General features: G+C 37.5%; 12 protein-coding genes. 11 read left to right on the forward strand and 1 reads right to left on the reverse strand.

Annotation, left to right across the window (positions count from 1 at the left end; all coding sequences use genetic code 11):
- Positions 1-88: 88 nt before the first annotated feature.
- The 7 genes from ACVWYG_RS05910 (at position 89) to ACVWYG_RS05940 (ending at position 11,428) form a co-directional block, all read left to right on the forward strand.
- Positions 89-2,482, forward strand: a complete 2,394-nt coding sequence (locus ACVWYG_RS05910; protein WP_457269241.1) for a right-handed parallel beta-helix repeat-containing protein — start codon at positions 89-91, stop codon at positions 2,480-2,482.
- A gap of 249 nt (positions 2,483-2,731) precedes the next feature.
- The gene (locus ACVWYG_RS05915) at positions 2,732-3,325 is read left to right on the forward strand and encodes an acetate uptake transporter (protein WP_457269242.1); all 594 of its coding nucleotides are present in this window, start codon (positions 2,732-2,734) and stop codon (positions 3,323-3,325) included.
- A 669-nt stretch (positions 3,326-3,994) separates the two neighbouring features.
- Complete coding sequence (locus ACVWYG_RS05920) at positions 3,995-6,994, forward strand: SusC/RagA family TonB-linked outer membrane protein (protein ID WP_457269243.1); 3,000 nt, start codon at positions 3,995-3,997, stop codon at positions 6,992-6,994.
- A gap of 19 nt (positions 6,995-7,013) precedes the next feature.
- Positions 7,014-8,603, forward strand: a complete 1,590-nt coding sequence (locus tag ACVWYG_RS05925) for a RagB/SusD family nutrient uptake outer membrane protein (RefSeq protein WP_457269244.1) — start codon at positions 7,014-7,016, stop codon at positions 8,601-8,603.
- Between the two features lie 45 nt (positions 8,604-8,648).
- Positions 8,649-9,704 carry a phosphatidylinositol-specific phospholipase C1-like protein gene (locus ACVWYG_RS05930; protein WP_457269245.1) on the forward strand — a complete coding sequence of 352 codons (1,056 nt, stop codon included), beginning with the start codon at positions 8,649-8,651 and terminating at the stop codon, positions 9,702-9,704.
- 447 nt (positions 9,705-10,151) lie between these two features.
- Positions 10,152-10,604 carry a MarR family winged helix-turn-helix transcriptional regulator gene (locus ACVWYG_RS05935; protein ID WP_457269246.1) on the forward strand — a complete coding sequence of 151 codons (453 nt, stop codon included), beginning with the start codon at positions 10,152-10,154 and terminating at the stop codon, positions 10,602-10,604.
- Positions 10,605-10,684: 80 nt separating this feature from the next.
- On the forward strand, positions 10,685-11,428 hold the full coding sequence (locus ACVWYG_RS05940) for an SDR family oxidoreductase (RefSeq protein WP_457269247.1): 744 nt from the start codon (positions 10,685-10,687) through the stop codon (positions 11,426-11,428).
- Positions 11,429-11,817: 389 nt separating this feature from the next.
- Here the strand turns inward: ACVWYG_RS05940 and ACVWYG_RS05945 are convergent, their stop codons facing one another.
- Positions 11,818-14,538 (reverse strand): alkaline phosphatase family protein, encoded by a 2,721-nt coding sequence (locus ACVWYG_RS05945; RefSeq protein WP_457269248.1) that lies wholly within the window; start codon positions 14,536-14,538, stop codon positions 11,818-11,820.
- Between the two features lie 433 nt (positions 14,539-14,971).
- On the opposite strand from ACVWYG_RS05945, the gene pstS reads away from it, so the two are divergent.
- From pstS to pstB, 4 genes are read left to right on the forward strand one after another with little or no spacing between them, the layout of a single operon-like run.
- Positions 14,972-16,048, forward strand: a complete 1,077-nt coding sequence (gene pstS / locus ACVWYG_RS05950) for a phosphate ABC transporter substrate-binding protein PstS (protein ID WP_457269249.1) — start codon at positions 14,972-14,974, stop codon at positions 16,046-16,048.
- A gap of 1 nt (position 16,049) precedes the next feature.
- Positions 16,050-17,036 carry a phosphate ABC transporter permease subunit PstC gene (pstC, locus tag ACVWYG_RS05955; protein ID WP_457269250.1) on the forward strand — a complete coding sequence of 329 codons (987 nt, stop codon included), beginning with the start codon at positions 16,050-16,052 and terminating at the stop codon, positions 17,034-17,036.
- Positions 17,033-17,878 carry a phosphate ABC transporter permease PstA gene (gene pstA / locus ACVWYG_RS05960; RefSeq protein ID WP_457269251.1) on the forward strand — a complete coding sequence of 282 codons (846 nt, stop codon included), beginning with the start codon at positions 17,033-17,035 and terminating at the stop codon, positions 17,876-17,878. The genes pstC and pstA overlap by 4 nt, the downstream gene beginning before the upstream one ends.
- Complete coding sequence (gene pstB / locus ACVWYG_RS05965) at positions 17,860-18,618, forward strand: phosphate ABC transporter ATP-binding protein PstB (RefSeq protein WP_457269252.1); 759 nt, start codon at positions 17,860-17,862, stop codon at positions 18,616-18,618. The genes pstA and pstB overlap by 19 nt, the downstream gene beginning before the upstream one ends.
- Positions 18,619-18,624: the final 6 nt, after the last annotated feature.

Below are 18,624 nucleotides of genomic sequence, written 5' to 3' on the forward strand. Positions count from 1 at the left end.
AAAATTTGGTTTTTGGATAATTGAAAAACTGATTATTTAACAAACCAAATAATAGAGATAATCTCCTCTATTTCACTAGTATTGTAAAATGATTGCGAACTTACCTACACCTATTAATTCAATTATTATTGCTTTATTAAAGAGGCTATCCGTTGCGTCTGTTCTATTGCTTTGTGTGATCGTTGTCAAAGCACAAACGACTATTTATGTGTCTACAACTGGGAATGATGCATTTGATGGATCTATACATAAACCTTTTCTAACTTTAGAAAATGCTGTAATAAAAGCATTAAGCCTTGATGGCCGAGACGTACACATTTTTATCCGTAAAGGAACTTACGAACTTCGTAGGACAATTCTTATTAATTCTGCCAATTACCTTGTTCGATCTTTAAGCATAAAGCCATTTAATTCAGAAGTCGTTACCATTAGCGGATCACAGCGGTTAAAGTTAATCTGGACAAAATACAAGGGTGCTATAATGCAATCTTCAGTTAAGTTAGATACCATACCAGATCAATTGTTTTCAAACGGGCACACTATGCCAATGGCTCGATACCCTAATTATGATCTAAATGCACGAGTGTACAACGGTACCGCAGTAGATGCCATTGATGATTTTAGAGTTGCAACGTGGAATAATCCGAGTGGCGGCTACATCCATGCGCTGCACGAGGGAGAGTGGGGCGATTTTCATTATTTAATCACTGGAAAAGATTCCAAAGGAAAGCTTTTTTACCAAGGCGGTTGGCAAAATAATCGTCCATCAGCAATGCACAAGGAATACCGATTTGTCGAAAATATTTTCGAGGAACTTAATGCGCCAGGGGAATGGTTTTACGATAGAAAGACTAAAAAGATTTATTTGTATCCTGAAAAGGGACAGGTTCTTACAAATAGTATATTCAGCGCAAGTCGGTTAACCGATTTAATTCATATTAAAGGAAATTCATCAAACCCCATTAAGAATATCTCCATCTCAGGAATATCTTTCACACAAACGGCAAGGACATTTATGCAAGTTAAGGAGCCGTTATTAAGGAGCGATTGGATGATTTATCGAGGAGGTAGTATTCTACTAGATGGTACGGAAAACGTAAAAATTAGCAATTGTAAGTTTTTCGAATTAGGTGGAAATGCCATTTTCCTAAGTCATTATAACAAGCGCGACAGCATTAGTGGAAACCAGATTTTCAACGTCGGTGGAAATGGAATAGCGTTTGTGGGAGATCCAAATGCGGTCCGTTCCCCCTCGTTTCGATATGAAAATTTTGTGCCGTGGGCGAAAATGGATTTTGAAAAAGGATCTAAAACAAACAATTATCCCCAATACTGTATTGCCTACAACAATTTGATTCATCGTACGGGCCGAATTGAAAAGCAAAGCGCAGGAGTGCAGATATCAATGTCGTTTGCCATAACGGTAAGCCATAATTCTATTTATGACGTACCACGCGCCGGAATCAACATTAGCGAAGGAACTTGGGGTGGCCATATTATTGAGAATAACGATGTCTTTAATACCGTGCTAGAAACCGGAGATCATGGCGCATTTAATTCCTGGGGAAGAGATCGTTTTTGGAGCCCGAATAGAAATATTATAGACAGTATTGCAGCTGCGCGACCGGGAATTGAGTTGCTCGATGTAATTTCGCCGATTGTAATAAGAAATAACCGTTTCCAATGTGATCATGGTTGGGACATCGATCTGGATGATGGAAGTAGCAATTATCAAATATACAACAACGTTTGTCTCAGCGGCGGATTGAAACTTCGGGAAGGTTTTGAGCGCAAAGTCTTCAATAACATCATTATTAACAATACTTTTCATCCGCATGTATGGTTAAAGAATAGTAGGGATGTATTTACCGGAAACATTGTTACAATATCTTATGCGCCCATTCAAATGTTAAATTGGGGAGCAAAAGTCGATCGAAATTATTTTCTAACAAAAGATGCGCTAACTTCTGCGCAAAAATTGGGCATCGACCAAAATAGTATAGAAATTGTGAATGTGTTTGTAAACCAGGCTCAGGGAGATTATTCAATCAGAGCCGACGTTAGAATACAGGGATTTGATTTTAAATCTTTTCTGATGGATTTCGGAGTTGTCTCTCCAAAACTTAAAGCGCTTGTGCGCCATCCGGCGATAAATCCACTACTTGTTAGGGAATCGGCTGAAACGGCCCCTAACATCCACATTTTAGGGGCAGAAATAAAAAATATAAATTCGCTTGGCGAGCGTTCTGCTGCAGGAATACCTGATTATAGTGGAGCGCTTATTATTGCCATTAAGCCAAATTCACTGGCAGAAAAAAGCAAACTATTAGTAGGTGATGTGATTATTGCTGTTGATCAGCATGAAATTAAAACAATAGATAATCTTTCAAGCGCCTATCAAAACGTAAAATGGATGCCATCGGTATCGGTAGTAATCTATAGAAATCAGGTCAAAATGAAAATAGCACTGTATTTAAAATAAGCTGAGCACATCAGTTTTTTCTACTCGTGCTAATCACAGTCTGAACGGAGGAATAAACCCTAAGAATTGTATCGGTTTTAATTTGGAATTAACTGCTGCTTCACTATGTTTTTTGTTAAGGGATGAAATACACTTCTTCAAGAATTCATGCGAATAGAATTCAATAAAAAGTCTTTATTCAGAAAAAAAGTTATCTTAGTAGCAACCAAATCTATCCAAACTAAATTTTTTAAAACCTTTGTAAACATTATGAAAAACGACTTAGTATTTCTTGGCGACGTTTCGGCAAATCCTGGGCCTTTAGGGCTATTTGGATTTGGTATGACAACCGTGCTCCTTAATTTACACAATGCCGGATTCTATGAACTGAATGCCATGATTTTGGCAATGGGTCTATTTGTAGGTGGAACAGCTCAATTAATCGCAGGTATCCTCGAATCAAAAAAGAATAACACTTTTGGTTTGACAGCTTTTGTATCATATGGTTGTTTCTGGCTATCATTAGTCGCAATAATTTTGATGACAAAATCTGGTATTGCGCTGCCATCATCTTCCTCTGCTATGGGATTTTATTTAGCTATGTGGGGCATTTTCACGCTTATTCTTTTTGTTGGTAGCTTGAGAATAAACACCGCTTTATCTGTTGTATTTGTAACATTAACTATTCTATTTTTCCTACTTGCTACCGCAGAGTGGACTGGCAGTGGAGCTATTAAAATAGTTGCCGGGTATGAAGGTATTTTCTGTGGCCTTTCTGCAATATATTTGGCCGCTGCAGGGTTGCTGAACGAAGTTTATGGGGAAAAACTCTTGCCTATTGGTGAGGCAAATTTGCGCGACTAGAAATTATTGTGATGGATGGCTGAAAGTAAAACCATCTATCCATCACAATTACTAAAACAAAATTTGGTACTGCTTTCTACTTTGTTGTGCTCATCTATGATCTATGGTTAAAATTTGATTTTAGCCACTAGTCTGGAAAGCGCATTTTTTATTGATAAACTACCTAAGTCTTAATTTATTAAACTGTTTTCGTGTTGGCAGTCTGTCTGGTCAACTTCAATAGTTTTTTATGCGCTTGAGAATTACCAAAAACTTAATTGTGTACGCATTAAATAAGATTCTTATGCATTAATGGCAATTTTTCACGAAAACACTGTCTATTATATTAAGCCAAAGCCGCTTACAATATGAATACATCTTTGAATGAAAGCTAAAGCCTTAATAAATATTAAATAGTTCAAGAAATCGCGCCATAAAAACTCGAAAAATTATTTTTGCACATCATGAATAACTTGATTTTCACTTAACGATTAGTTAAACTTCCATAGTTGCACTTTACTTCTTATTATTGATAGATATCTAATTTTCAGATATTTAAGTCGAATATAGTTTTATTAGAAAACTAGAATTATAGAGATTTAATAATTTTTGCTTATCAATTTGGTAATACCTCTTTCTTTTCTTTGTGCCAATTCTAAAAGCATTTTTATTAACAAGTAATTCAAATTTATGAAAAGAAGCAATACTTTATCAAGTTACCTTCAACCACAGTTTTTCAGTTTTCTCCTGTTTTTCTTTTTAGCGTTAAATTTTGCGCCAATGGTTTTTGCACAAACAACCAGAACCATAAGAGGCAGCGTAACTGATGAAGACAATAGTTCACTGCCTGGAGTTTCTGTGAAACTAAAAGGATTCCAAACATCAACCTCAACTGATGAAAATGGAAAATATAGTATACAGGTTTCGGGTGATCAGCATATTTTGGTTTTCTCTTCGATTGGAATGATTACTAAAGTAATCCAGATTGTAAACCAAACCAGAATAGATGTTAAACTTCAGCCAGACTCGAAGTTATTAAAAGATGTAGTGGTTATTGGATACGGAACTGCAAATAGAAAAGATCTTACTGGTGCCGTTACCTCCCTAAATTCTGAGGAGTTTAACAATGGCGTTTTGGTGAATCCTGCAGAGCTTTTACAAGGTAAGGTTGCCGGGCTAAATGTGACCAAAAGCGGAGATCCAAACAAACAACCCGCAACTATTTTAAGAGGCCCATCTACTTTAAGAGAAGGGGCAGCCCAAGAGCCTTTTTATGTAATTGATGGCGTTCCAGGTGCATCAATAGATTTATTGGCGCCCGCCGATATTCAAAGCATCGATGTTTTAAAAGACGCTTCTTCAACCGCGATATATGGCTCTAGAGCTGCAAATGGAGTAATAATTGTAACCACTAAAAAATCTAAAGCAGGCCAATCGAGACTTTCTTACAACGGTTATGCTGCCACGGAAAGTGTATCAAAGCAATACGAGATGCTTTCAGCACCGGAGTTAAGGCAGTATCTTTTAGACAATAAGAAAGTCCTCAATCCAGTAGATGACGATGGATCTAATACCAATTGGCAAAACTTAGTCGAACGGACTGGCTTTTCACAAAACCATAATATTTCTTACGGGGGAGCGGAAAAAACGGCAGAGTTTGGCGCAAGCATCAATTATTTAGACAACCAAGGAATTCTTAAGAATACCGCATTAAAGAGAACCATTGCCAGGGGTTATTTAATTCAACGGTTTTTTAACGATAGGCTTAAGCTTAACTTAACCATCACCAATAGCAATTCTACCTCATCAGATGTTTATCAACAATATGTACTGTCGAACATGCTTTTCTTTTTGCCCACAGTGAGCCCTTTTAATGAAGATGGTAGTTACAAAGAAAATTATAATAGAACAGGCAGTGGAACAAGAAATCCACTCTCTATCGTCGACAATAATTCAATAAACACGAAAAATAATACAACTTTATTAAATGGCATAGCAGCGGTTGATATTTTTAAAGGGCTAAAATTTACCGCTAGCGGATCTATGCAAAAATCACAAAATACGTATGATACTTATCTAAACAGCCAATCGGGTTTGGCAAGAGGGGTGAATGGTCAAGCTAAAAAAACAGAATATTTAAATAAGGTTGATATTTTTGAAGGGTATTTTAATTACGATAGGATTTTTGCAGGCAAACATGATTTGAAATTATTGGCCGGTTACTCTTGGCAAGAAAATAGGGATAACGATGGGTTTGGGATCACGACACAAAATTTTTCAAACGATAATTTGTCGTCAAATAATTTATTCTTATCAAATCCCAATTTGCTTTCTCAAATCGCTTTTGACAGTAATCCAATTTCGACACTGAGGTTGATCTCCTTTTATGGTAGGATTCAATACAACTACAACCAAAAATATCTCTTTCAGGCTTCTTTAAGAAATGATGGTTCCTCAGCCTTTGGGGTAAACAATCAATATGGATACTTTCCGGCGATCTCTGCCGGTTGGCGCATTATAGGTGAAGATTTTATGCGAAACGCGCTAGTTTTTAGCGATTTGAAATTAAGAGTTGGATATGGAGTTTCTGGAAATAGTTTGGGATTTAATGCTTTTTCTGCCTTATTGGTTTATGGAACGCCTGCGGGCAACAGCAAATTTTTAAATAATGGAAACATTAGTAACGCAATTGGTCCGGTAAGAAATCCCAATCCTAATTTAAAGTGGGAAAGTACAGCAACGACCAATATTGGTCTGGATTTTGGTTTGTTAAAAAATAGAATTACAGGTTCGATAGACTACTACATCAAGAAGACATCAGATTTAATTTACGACCAGTATGAGGTCTCTACAACCCAATATTTTTTACCTACCATCACGGCAAACGTTGGAAAAATAAAAAATACAGGAGTTGAAGTTAGTTTAAATGCCTTGGTGGTTAAGTCAAGAGATTTTAGCTGGACAACTGCGCCAAATATTGCACATAATAAAAATGTGGTCGAAACACTATCAGATGATTTTTATAAAATCTCTTTGATCAATACTGCTCAATTGGGCGGCAAAGGGCAGTCCGGTAACTATAGCCAAATTGTGCAGCCTGGTATGCCTTTGGGTACTTTTAATTTGTGGCATTACACAGGTAAAAACGAAAATGGAGTTAGTACTTATGTAAACGCTAAAGGCGAAACGATTGCTACGCAGCCACTTACTACAGACCAAAAGGTTGCGGGAAATGCCCAGCCTTCTTTAATTTACGGATGGAACAATAGTTTTAGATACAAAAAGTGGGATTTGAATTTTCTGGTTAGGGGGACTTTGGGTAATAAAATTTTAAATGCAACGAAGGCATCTTTAAATAATCCATCAGATGCAAATCTTCAAAACATTCCGAAATTTACTGCCGGCGAGTCTGCCAACGACATTAATGGATATTTGATTTCGGATAGGTTTTTAGAAAATGGTTCTTACCTGAGGTTGGATAATGCAACAGTTGGCTATACCTTAAATCCAAAAACACCAACTGTAAAGAACATAAGATTGTATGTTACGGCCAATAATCTATTCGTAATAACTCACTACTCGGGCATAGATCCGGAAATTAATATTGGAGGTTTAACTCCCGGAATTGACAACTATAACTTTTATCCAAAAACAAGAACATTTAGTTTTGGTGTTAGTGCAAACTTTTAAATTTTAATATATTCAACTGATGAAAAATATACTATCCATAATCATACTAATCATTTTAACAATTTCTTTGTCTTGCCGAAAGTTAGATGTTAAAGTTGAATCACAATATGTAACAGGAAACTTTCCTTCTACTGAAGGTGATTATGCGGCACTGTTCGGTACTATGTACTCAAACTTAAGTTCTCAGTTTGGCGTACCTTATTGGAGAATGCAAGAGCTTTCTACAGACGAAGCTATTTTGCCTGCACGAGACGGGAACTTTGATGACGGAGGTCAATATAGACAATTGCACTACCACACCTGGACAATAGATCATCCAAACGTGCGCGACATTTGGCAATGGGGTTTTGGGGGGATTAATAATTGCAACCGACTTATAAACTTGACAAATGCGTCAGGTGCATCAGATGCTGATAAGGCATCAAAAATTGCTGAAGTAAAAGGCATGCGAGCGTTGTATTATTTTTTTATGATGGATTTGTTTGGAAATGTGCCCATAATAAATACGTTTCCAGTATTGGAGCAACCCACAAATGTAAGCCGAGAAAAAGTTTTTAATTTTATCGAGGCAGAGCTGAAAGCGATCATACCGAACCTACCAATAAAAACAGCTAACAACAATGTTCTGTTGTACGGTAGACCGACCAAAGCTATGGCATTTGCGTTATTGGAGAAAATGTATCTTAATGCCGAGGTTTATACCGGAAAACCTCGATATAACGAAGCAGTGGCAATGGCCGATAGCGTTTTTACAAAAAACAACTACAAGTTAGACGATAATTTCTTCAGCTTATTCGATGTAAATAACGGCCCTCAGGTTCAAGGTACTATATTTGCGATACCATACGACCAGCAAATCCCTGGCAATCAGATGACAAGATTTGGATTCTATTCTTACTTAGCGCCATCTTACGGGATAAATGTTGGGTTTAGTATTGCAATGAGTACCACACCAGAATTTTACAACCGGTTTAATTTGGCCGGCGATGTAAGAAAAAATTCTTGGCTCATCGGGAAACAGTTTTTGCCAAACGTTTCAGATAGAAGTCAAGATTTAACAAAACCAATTTTTTATGCAAATACAACGAACCAGATAGAGATTTTCCCGGATTTAGTGCTAAAACCTGGAAAACCAATGGATCTTGGCAATACACTTGCCGACCAAGCAAAAGGAATCCGTTCCATTAAATATTTTCCCGATGTTAATGCCATACAAGCAACGCGCTTAAATGGAAACGACATGCCTTTACTTAGGTTGGCCGACGTAATGTTGATGAAAGCAGAAGCAATTTTACGAGGTGCGAACGCGACAACTGTAAACGGAGAATTACAAACACCCTTAATTCTTGTAAATAAAATTAGGACTAGGGCAGGAGCTGAATTGGCTAAAAACGTAACTTTGGAGACTTTATTAGATGATAGAGCGAGAGAATTTAGTTGGGAAGCTTGGAGAAGAAACGACTTGATTAGATATGGCAAATTCGAGATTGACTATCCTTTACCCAATGATGTGCTCAACATGAATAAAGATATTACTAGAAGATTGTATCCAATTCCCGCCAATGAACTTAAGTTAAATGCTAACCTATTACAAAACCCTGGATACTAAATAATAACTATCTTTTAATAGTGATTTGACGAATTTTACAAACATATGAAAGCAACCATTTTTGCAGCACTCATTGTTGCAATGCCGTTTTTTCTGCAGGAAATACCTGGCAATACTCCTATAAATAAAATCCAAATAATCGGTTCTCACAACAGTTACAAACAAGCTATTGATCCTGCGTTGTTTAAGTTTTTTCAACAGCGTGATTCTGCATCGGCCAGTAAAATCGACTATGACCATATTCCTTTCGCAGCTCAGTTAGATTTAGGTTTGAGAAATTTAGAGATCGATGTATATTCCGATTCTATCGGCGGAAAATATGCGCACCCCAAAGGACTGGAATGGGTAAAAAACCAAGCTCCATATGACGTAAACCATGAAATGGCAAAACCAGGTTTTAAGATTTTGCACATTCAAGAACTAGATTTTAGAAGTTCTGCCCTCACATTTAAAGACGTATTGCAGCAGTTACAGAAATGGTCGGAAGCACATCCGGATCACAGTCCTGTTTTTATCACTTTGGAGGCGAAAGATGAGCCGTTAAGTTTGCCGGGAATGACTGTTCCCGAAAAGTTTAGTCAGAGAACTTTTGATGAGCTCGACAAAGCAATCATCGCAAACCTTGGTAGAAAGCATTTGCTCACTCCTGATCAGGTTAGAGGAAAATATAAAACCTTGGAAGCTGCGGTATTAAAGCAAAACTGGCCAACGTTAAAAGCGGCAAATGGAAAGTTTGCTTTTATTTTGGATGCAAGAGGGCAAAAGATGGAAACTTACATAAAAGACCATCCTTCGTTAATTGGGCGGGTTTTGTTTGCAAACGCTGACGCTGGAACGCCGGAAGCAGCTATGATGATTCGTAACAATCCTAAAGACCCCCAAATTCCAGAATTGGTAAAAAAAGGTTACATCATTAGAACCAGAGCTGACGCGGATACGCAACAAGCTAGAACAAACGATTATTCGGATTTTGATGCAGCAAAAGCTTCGGGCGCACAGATCATCACTACAGATTACTACCAAAAAAGTACACACTTTAAATCTGATTATAAAGTGAGTTTTGATGATGAAACTTACGTTCGGAAAAATCCGTTATTTTAGTAAACGCTCTTTGATATTAACATCACAGTGTGTATGCTGAAGAGATTTTTTCCCTCAGAAATCAGTTGGCAGAAAGCTACTTTCAATCATCAGGCATTTAGCAACCTATTTTAATAGTTTATGTTTATTCTTAGTCAAGCCTTTCAGTTTGTAGGAATAGGTTTTCCCGGTATGAAGTATAGAAAGCCATACAAATGCTTTTTTTCCGAGTTTTGATTATCGGCATCAAGGTTAATCTTCTCATTTGTTTGATGTTGGAGCATTGGTGGTGAATTCTATTCCCATATTTTACATTTAGAAAATAGGATGCGCCAACGTCCATAAAAGGCCTGCTTTTTTAAACTTCTCAACCATTTAAAAAATAAACCGTACATTTGTATCGCAAGCGATAGTATCTTGAACGATTTAAGTTTGTTGACATAAGTAGAGGTAATTGATGATTACAATATGAAATCAGATGATATAAAGTTAAAAAATCAAGTGTGCTTTCCGCTATATACTGCGTCAAGGTTAATTACGAGAGCATATATGCCCTTACTGGCAGAGCTTGGTTTAACCTATCCTCAGTATTTGGTTTTGATGATTTTATGGGAAGGTGATTGCGTTCCGATAAATGAAATCACTCAGGCTTTAGTGTTAAATACAAATACCGTTACGCCTTTATTGCAGCGGATGGAAAAGATGGAGCTGATTAAACGTAAACGGTCAACTGAAGACGAAAGGAAAGTATTTGTAGAACTAACAGAAAAAGGAAAGGATTTACAAAAGGATGCTGTTTTAATTCCAAACATGTTGAAAGCAAGTTTGGCATCGAATGATGTTGATGTAGAAGAGTTAATGGAAATAAAAGATAAACTGAATAATTTTATCAATACGCTTTTGAAGAAAAGCGTTGATTAATAATTGATAGCACTTCTGTTTATACGAAAGACATTGCACAGGTTAGAACTGTGTAAACATAGATTATAAAAAGAAAAAAAATGGAAAACAACATTGAAAAAAAAGTAGTCGTGATTACTGGTGCAAGCAGTGGATTAGGAGAGGCAACAGCTAAGCATCTTGCAGAAAAGGGAGCGATAGTTGTTTTGGGCGCAAGACGCGAAGATAAGTTGATACAAATTACAAAAGATATCACGTCAAAGGGAGGCACTGCAATTTATCAAGTGACCGATGTAACCAAAAAAGAAGAGGTAAAAGCATTGGTTGATATAGCGGTAACTACATACGGAAAAATCGATGTACTTATAAATAATGCTGGTATCATGCCAATTGCGCCGATGGCTGAAGTTAGGACTGATGAATGGGATAGCATGATTGATGTTAACATCAAAGGTGTTCTTTATGGAATCGCCGCTGCGCTTCCAATTTTCCAAAAACAAGAATCAGGTCACTTTATCAACTTAGGGTCTGTGGCCGGAATTAAGGTTTTCAGTCCTGGTGGCTCAGTTTATAGTGGAACTAAATTTGCCGTACGCGCAATAAGTGATGGATTAAGACACGAAGTTGGGCGTAATATACGCACGACAACGATAGAGCCAGGCGCTGTAGATTCAGAATTAAAGCACAGCACCAACCATAAAGAAAGTTCGGTTGGGGTAAACGAATTTTACAAACTTGCTATTCCGGCTGATGCCGTAGCCAGAGCAATAGCTTATGCCATTGAGCAACCTGCCGATGTAGATATTAATGAAATTGTAATCAGGCCAACAGTTCAAGACTTTTAATAGTCTCGATAATAGTCGGGTTAAAAATTTTTAATAGAAATGGAGCAAGGCATCAACTAGATAGGATTGCTCCATTTCTTTTTATTTTCAATTTATCCTTGTTGATATGCGTCGGATATTATTTCCTAATTTATCTTTGTAGTAATCAATCTATACATAAAAACCGTTTAATACCTACTTCAAAGTATAACTACAATGAGATCACATTCCTTTGATTTTCTCATATCGCTTAAACATTCCCTGACGGGAATATCACATTCAACCATAACCAAATAAGCAAAGCAGAACAAAGAGTATTTGAGATAATAAATGCCAGAAACATTTGCGGCTTCCTTTCTTAATTTTTTTCGATGCTAAATTTATTCAAACCCCAAAACAGCTGAATCAAATTAGTCTTCATCGTCATCATCTTTTCCTGCAATAAATTTAGGATATGCCATCTGCTTTTTTTCGTTAAACCATAAAATATGGTTCATCATCCCATCATTTCCACCATCAATATGATTATATTCTTTCTTTTGCGACTGCTTTGCATAATACAACGCTTTTCCTTTTAGGGAAGACAGCGATCTGTTCATTTCATTAAGCGGGATGATGTTTTTCTTAGCGATGTATTTTTGCTCAAAGGGTTTATTGTCGAAACAAGAAAACATCGGTAAGGCGGTTGCGTCTAAAAGATTCATAGGCGGTACACCCAAAATCTGCTCAATTGATCGAACCATACTTGTTTGGTTATAGTTTACAGAAACGGTTTTGCCAGTTTGGCTATATGGACTAACGATGAAACCGGTTGTTCTGTAGGCAGATACATGATCCCACCCTGCTTGAGAGTCGTCTTCAGTTACAAATATTACTGTGTTTTTCCAAAATTTACTTTTGCTAACTGCCTCAATAATTCTACCTAAAGCCAGATCATTATCAGCAATCATTGCGCGGGGAGTAGGCATTCCGGGCCGCGTTCCTGAAGTGTGATCGGTTGAAAGGGCCATGACCATCAAATTTGGAAGCTGGTCTCCATCTTGTTTTTCGTATCCTAAAAGTTCATTTATAAAGGCATCGGCACGATACTGATCAGTGATTTTTAATTCATCAGATCCAGGGTAACTGGGAGAAAGCCATGGACGAACTCTTGATATGGTCGTTACGTTCTTAAAACTGAGCTTTTCGCCAGCTTGATATTTTTTATAAATGTCTGTCCAAGATAAGGCATTATCCATTTCCGGGATTGCCGCTTCACCATAAATCCTTACGGTTTTGCCATGGTCGGCCACATTGTTCCAAATAAAGCCTTTTTGGTGGTAAACCATGGCATCAGTCTGCACATGTGGGTAACTTCTAAACCAAGCCCGAACATTTTTCTCTACATAATCTGTAACCATTCCGGCATCTGTCCATTGGTGGCCTTCAGCAGAACATTTTCCAGAAGCATAATAATTATCCAATAGCACAAATTGTTTAGCAAGTTGATGTTGGTTGGGGGTTACGCTATCTCCATAAAGACACAATTTATTTTCACCATTTCCTTGTGGCATGTCGCCCAAAACCTGATCGTAAGTTCTGTTTTCTTTAATAATGTATAGAACGTGTTTAAAAACAGAAGGCTCTCCAATGCGTTCTGGCATTGGCCTAGCAGGCTGGTTTTTCCTCGGACTTAGTTTTGCCAACGCTGTTCTAAAATGCAGCATAAGGTCTTTAACTCTTTGTGTATAAGTAGTTAGCGTCTCTTCATTAGGTAGTTCTATAAATGAAACGGTTGCTTTTTGATGATGTGAATTATAAGCGCCACTTGGGATGTCGTTAGTTTCTGCAGAAGTACCCTTTATGTCTTTACTATTTACCCTAGCTCCTTCGCCTTCTAAATTGGTAACCAGTAGTTGATTTTTAAAAAGCGCCAATCCACCTGGATAAGCTTCAGTTGGGATAAACCCCGCTATGTTGCTTTTTCCTTTCCCTATCGTGGATGCACTTTGGCCCAAATGTACTACCGCTACCGCATTATCCATGCCATTTGCTACATAAAGCTTGGTTCCATTAGAATCTATGGACAATGCATTGGGCGTGTCACCCATAAAACCATTATTCTGCGCATCTATTTTAACAGAAATAGTCTCGCTTACTTTCAAACTTTCTGTATTGATAACGGTAACATTATCAGAATTTCCGTTGGCTACAAAGATAAAGCTGCCATCTAAACTGCTTACTATGTCATTTGGATGGAGACCCGTGGCAATGTTTTTAACAGGTTTTCCATCTGTTGTAAAAACACTTACAGAGCCATTTGAAGAAGCACCTGTTTTCGGATCGATGTAAATGTTGCCGTAGGTAAGGGGAACTCCTGCGGTTTCGCGTTTCGAATTTTTTGCCGGCAATTCTCCACCCCAGTTGGTCACAAAAACTTTGTCTTTTAAAATCACTAGACCATAAGGTGCAGCACCGGTTTTTTTAGTCCAAACTGTTTTTTTATTAGCAAGATTTAGTTTGACCAATTCATTGTTTCCGTTTAATACCACATATAGAAAGTTTGCTCCCAATTCTTTGGTTATGGCAATTTCATTTGGCAGTGCCAACGGAGCATCGCCCGAAGCGGCAAAGTCAAATGTGTCTTCGATTGAAATTTTATCGCCATCCCAAACAGCTTCAAAAACCTTCGATTTTCCGGCGCCACTGCTTGCAGCGCCCCAAAATATTTTCACCTTCCCACCTTCGCTCAATAAGGAGATTCCCGAATATGTGCTCATGTATCCTTTAAAATTAGACTTGTCATAAGACCATCTGCTTAAAATTTTCTTCGTAACGGGATTCATTATTGAAATGCCGTAACGGTCTTCGATAATTATTTCATCCTTTCCGGTAACAATGGCCAGATCCAAACTGTGGTTTTCAAACTCGGGATCTCCGTAAGAAAGAGTCTCGCCAGCCGGACTAATAATCCTATTATAAGGCATTAAAACCGGTAAGGTATTGTTGTTTAATATGCCCTCGTCGTACGCAGAATGATGAGCGGTCAACTCCTGATTGTTAAGGGTAGCATTGGTTTTTTTAAACCTTCCGCAAGAAAAAACAAGTAAAATTATTGGACAAAAGACGGATATAAGTTTAAGCTTTTTCATTTGATGGATTGCATTTTCCAGATTAAAAATTCTTAGAAAATTTATCCCAAACGTACCACTTCATTTGTTAATTAATGAACAACAAACCATAAAATTAGGGTTGTGATTTGTTAATGGTGGATGTAGACAAAAATTACTAGTTCAAACTTTGATATTTTTTCTTTTCCAGAAACAAGCGCTTAATCGACTAAAAAGTCAGAATATTCCCTTTCCACACAAGATTTTTTTATTTCTATTCGCAATTAACCAGAGCGATTAAGTAGTTGTGGTTAACAAATAGTTAACCTAAACATAACATTGATTTAAGGTCTATCAGAGTTAAAAACCCTACCTTTTAAAAATGATTAGGCATTGCTTATATCGTTTAGAATATATTGTTTAAGAAGAACTTAAGCACAAGTGGTTTAATATAAGGCGAAAAAATCAACAAGGAATGCTTGAGAAGAAGAGATTTAAGTTGATTTTTGTATATATCCTAGTTGGCTGCTTAATCGCTGTGATTTATTCCTCATGCAATCAAAAAGATAAAAGTACCGGTTTGATAGGAGCGGGAAGTAGTTTTGATTATCCACTATTCTCTTCCATTTTCTCAAAATATCACGATAAAAATAAAGTTCAGATCAATTACCAATCTATAGGGTCTGGTGGTGGAGTTTTACAGCTCACTAATAAAACGATAGATTTTGGTGCATCAGATGCACCACTAAATAACGAGCAAACCGAAGGGATGGGTGCAGAGGTACTGCACATTCCAGTCTGTATCGGTGCAACGGTGGTAAGCTATAATATTCCTGGCGTTAAAGACACTTTAAATTTCTCTCCGAATGTATTGTCATCCATTTTTTTAGGAAAAATTAAAAATTGGGACGATCCGGCAATAAAAAAAGACAATCCGAACATCAACTTTCCAAATCTGATGATTACCGTAGTCCACCGATCTGACGGGAGTGGCACTTCCTTTATTTTTACCGATTTTCTCTCCAAAGTAAATCCAGAATGGAAAAATAAGGTTGGTGTCGGAACCTCGGTAAATTGGCCTATAGGTTTAGGTGGAAAGGGAAATGAAGGCGTTGCAGGTCTTGTAAAACTATCGCCAGGAAATATTGGCTATATAGAACTCTCTTATGCCGTCGAAAATAAAATGAGTATTGCAAGAATTGAAAACCAGGATGGAAAATTTATCAGTCCAACAATCGCTGCGATTTCCGCTTCCGCTGAGGTAGAACTACCTGCAGATGCGAAAACTTCAATTACAAATTCCAATTCAAGCATAGGGTATCCAATTTCTAGTTTTTCTTGGGTGATTATTTATAAAGAACAGAATTATAAAAATAGGAGCAGGGAGAAAGCCGAAGCATTGCTTCAATTGTTTTGGTGGGTGATACACGATGCTCAAAAATACAATGCCGATCTACATTATGCTCCGCTACCTACTGCTGCTATAAAAGTTACAGAAAATATTTTAAAGTCTGCGATTTACGATGGCAGTCCGATTTTAAGTCAACAGTAAAATGGAAAAGATAAAAATTAAGAAAAGGAGTACCAAAGCCGTTATTAAAGAACTTTCTGGAACTGTTTGGGATGACGAAACTCAAGTGTTAATTCCATTACACAGTCTTGCCAAAATAAGAAACCAGGAGAAAATATTTAACATTACGCTGGCTTCCGTTTCTTCTTTTTTACTGTTGTTGGTGGCCGGAATTTTTTTAACACTTCTCATTAGTTCCTTTCCTTCGATAAAGGCATCAGGCTTTAGTTTTTTTACCGGGACTGTTTGGGATCCGGTAAAGAATGTTTACGGAGCAGTCCCATTTTTGTTGGGCACTATAATTACCTCGTTCCTTGCACTACTCATATCTTTGCCTTTTTCTTTAGGCGTGAGTCTATATCTCGGCGAATATCAACCGAAAGGCTGGTTTTCCTCCATTTTAAGAAATGCCATTGATTTGATGGCAGGAATCCCATCTGTGGTTTATGGATTTTGGGCACTATTTATTCTTATTCCGATTATAAGATCGATACAAATACAGTTGGGTATTCCCTCTTACGGGGTAGGGATTTTAACCGCCTCTATTGTTCTTTCTATCATGATTATTCCTTATTCTGCATCTATGGGTAGAGAAGTGATCAGTATGGTGCCTAAAAATTTGAAAGAAGCGGCTTATGCAATGGGTGCCACGCGTTATGAAATGATTAAAATGGTTGTAATGAGTTATTCGCGCTCCGGACTGTTTGCAGCGTCTTTGCTTTCTTTAGGTAGAGCATTGGGAGAAACTATGGCCGTAACAATGGTTATCGGCAACGCTTCTCAATTACCAAAAAGTTTGTTCTCTCCTGGCAATACCATGGCAAGTCTTATCGCAAATGAATTTACAGAAGCGGCAAACAAAACCTATTTTTCTGCACTGATAGAAATCGGTCTGGTACTTTTTCTGTTAACTGCGCTTATTAATTATTTGGGTAAAACCATCATGAGTAAATTAAGCTTCTCGAAATGAATCACGCCATAAATAGACGGTTATACAAAGATAAGATAGTTAAAGGTCTGGTGATTCTTTTCGCTTGTTTGTGCATCATTCCATTAGTATCAATTCTTTTTTACATCGCCAAACAAGGCATAACCAGCATAAACTGGGATTTTATCGTCAACATTCCAAAACCGGTAGGCGAGCAAGGCGGAGGAATTGCAAACGCTCTGGTAGGAAGCTTAATTATTGTTGGGATGGCAACCGCAATGGCGGTTCCGTTTGGTGTACTTGGTGGCATTTATCTACACGAAAGTAATGGAACAAGATTGGCCACCTGGAGCAGATTTTTTACCGATATTTTAATGGGAGTTCCATCTATCGTAATTGGCATCATTGCTTACTTTTGGGTGGTGATGACCTTTGGTGGTTTTTCTGCGTTTTCTGGTAGTATTGCACTTGCCATAATGATGTTGCCCATTATTGTAAAATCTACGGAGGAAACTTTAAAATTGTTACCCAAGCAGCTTAAAGAATCTTGTTTGGCATTGGGCGTTCCCTATCATAAAACCATTATTGGGTTAATTATTCCATCCGCTTTAAGCGGAATTGTTTCTGGTATTTTATTGGCAATTGCAAGGGTGGCAGGAGAGACAGCACCTTTATTATTTACGGCTTTTGGCAATCACTACCTATCAACTTCGCCATCTGAGCCGATGCAGAGTTTGCCGCTTCTCATATTTAATTATGCCACTAGCCCGTATGAGGGTTGGCATAATTTGGCTTGGGGCGCATCATTTATACTTATCGTGTGGATTCTTCTAATGAATTTTACCACCAAACTCATTATTAAAAAATGGAGAATAACCTATTAAGAACCAAGAATTTGAGTGCCTATTTTGGTGATAAGGAAATTGTTAAAAATGTAAATGTTAATTTTAAGCCTAATCAAGTTGTTGCCATAATGGGACCTTCTGGATGTGGTAAAACTACTTTTTTGCGTTGCCTCAACAGAATGCATGAACTTGTGCCAAGTGCTTCTACGACTGGAGAAATTTTAATGCACGAGCGAGACATCAATTCGCTTCCACCCATTTTAGTAAGATCAAAAATCGGGATGGTTTTTCAGCAGCCTAACCCATTTCCAAACATGAGCATTTATGATAATGTAATTGCCGGTTACAAGCTAAATGGTGTAAAACTAAGTAAAGAGGACAAGGATAAAATTGTACATGAATCTTTAAAAAAGGCTGCCTTATTCGATGAGGTGAAGGATAAATTGAATGATAAGGGAAGTTTTTTGTCTGGAGGTCAGCAGCAAAGACTTTGTATTGCAAGGGCGATTGCGCTAAAGCCAGAAGTGATTTTAATGGATGAACCAACTTCTTCTTTAGACCCAAAGTCTACCGCGCAAATTGAAGATTTAATGCAAAGCCTTAAAAAGAATTACACTGTTATTGTGGTTACGCACAACATGCAGCAGGCCAGACGAATCAGCGATTATTCTGCCTTTTTCTTTTTGGGAGAATTGGTAGAATATGGTCCGAGCAATGAAGTTTTTCAAAATCCAAAAGATGAGCGCACCAAAAACTACATTGATGGCGTTTTTAGTTGATAGGGA

Source organism: Pedobacter sp. UYEF25 (assembly GCF_054061655.1).

Excerpts from the sequence above, each read along its gene's own strand:
- ACVWYG_RS05940 (WP_457269247.1), top strand. The coding sequence starts at position 10,685 with ATGGAAAACAACATTGAAAAAAAAGTAGTCGTGATTACTGGTGCAAGC.
- ACVWYG_RS05930 (WP_457269245.1), top strand. The coding sequence starts at position 8,649 with ATGAAAGCAACCATTTTTGCAGCACTCATTGTTGCAATGCCGTTTTTT.
- ACVWYG_RS05915 (WP_457269242.1), top strand. The coding sequence starts at position 2,732 with ATGAAAAACGACTTAGTATTTCTTGGCGACGTTTCGGCAAATCCTGGG.
- ACVWYG_RS05925 (WP_457269244.1), top strand. The coding sequence starts at position 7,014 with ATGAAAAATATACTATCCATAATCATACTAATCATTTTAACAATTTCT.
- ACVWYG_RS05920 (WP_457269243.1), top strand. The coding sequence starts at position 3,995 with ATGAAAAGAAGCAATACTTTATCAAGTTACCTTCAACCACAGTTTTTC.
- ACVWYG_RS05945 (WP_457269248.1), bottom strand. The coding sequence starts at position 14,538 with ATGAAAAAGCTTAAACTTATATCCGTCTTTTGTCCAATAATTTTACTT.
- pstS (WP_457269249.1), top strand. The coding sequence starts at position 14,972 with ATGCTTGAGAAGAAGAGATTTAAGTTGATTTTTGTATATATCCTAGTT.
- pstB (WP_457269252.1), top strand. The coding sequence starts at position 17,860 with ATGGAGAATAACCTATTAAGAACCAAGAATTTGAGTGCCTATTTTGGT.
- pstC (WP_457269250.1), top strand. The coding sequence starts at position 16,050 with ATGGAAAAGATAAAAATTAAGAAAAGGAGTACCAAAGCCGTTATTAAA.
- ACVWYG_RS05935 (WP_457269246.1), top strand. The coding sequence starts at position 10,152 with ATGAAATCAGATGATATAAAGTTAAAAAATCAAGTGTGCTTTCCGCTA.
- pstA (WP_457269251.1), top strand. The coding sequence starts at position 17,033 with ATGAATCACGCCATAAATAGACGGTTATACAAAGATAAGATAGTTAAA.
- ACVWYG_RS05910 (WP_457269241.1), top strand. The coding sequence starts at position 89 with ATGATTGCGAACTTACCTACACCTATTAATTCAATTATTATTGCTTTA.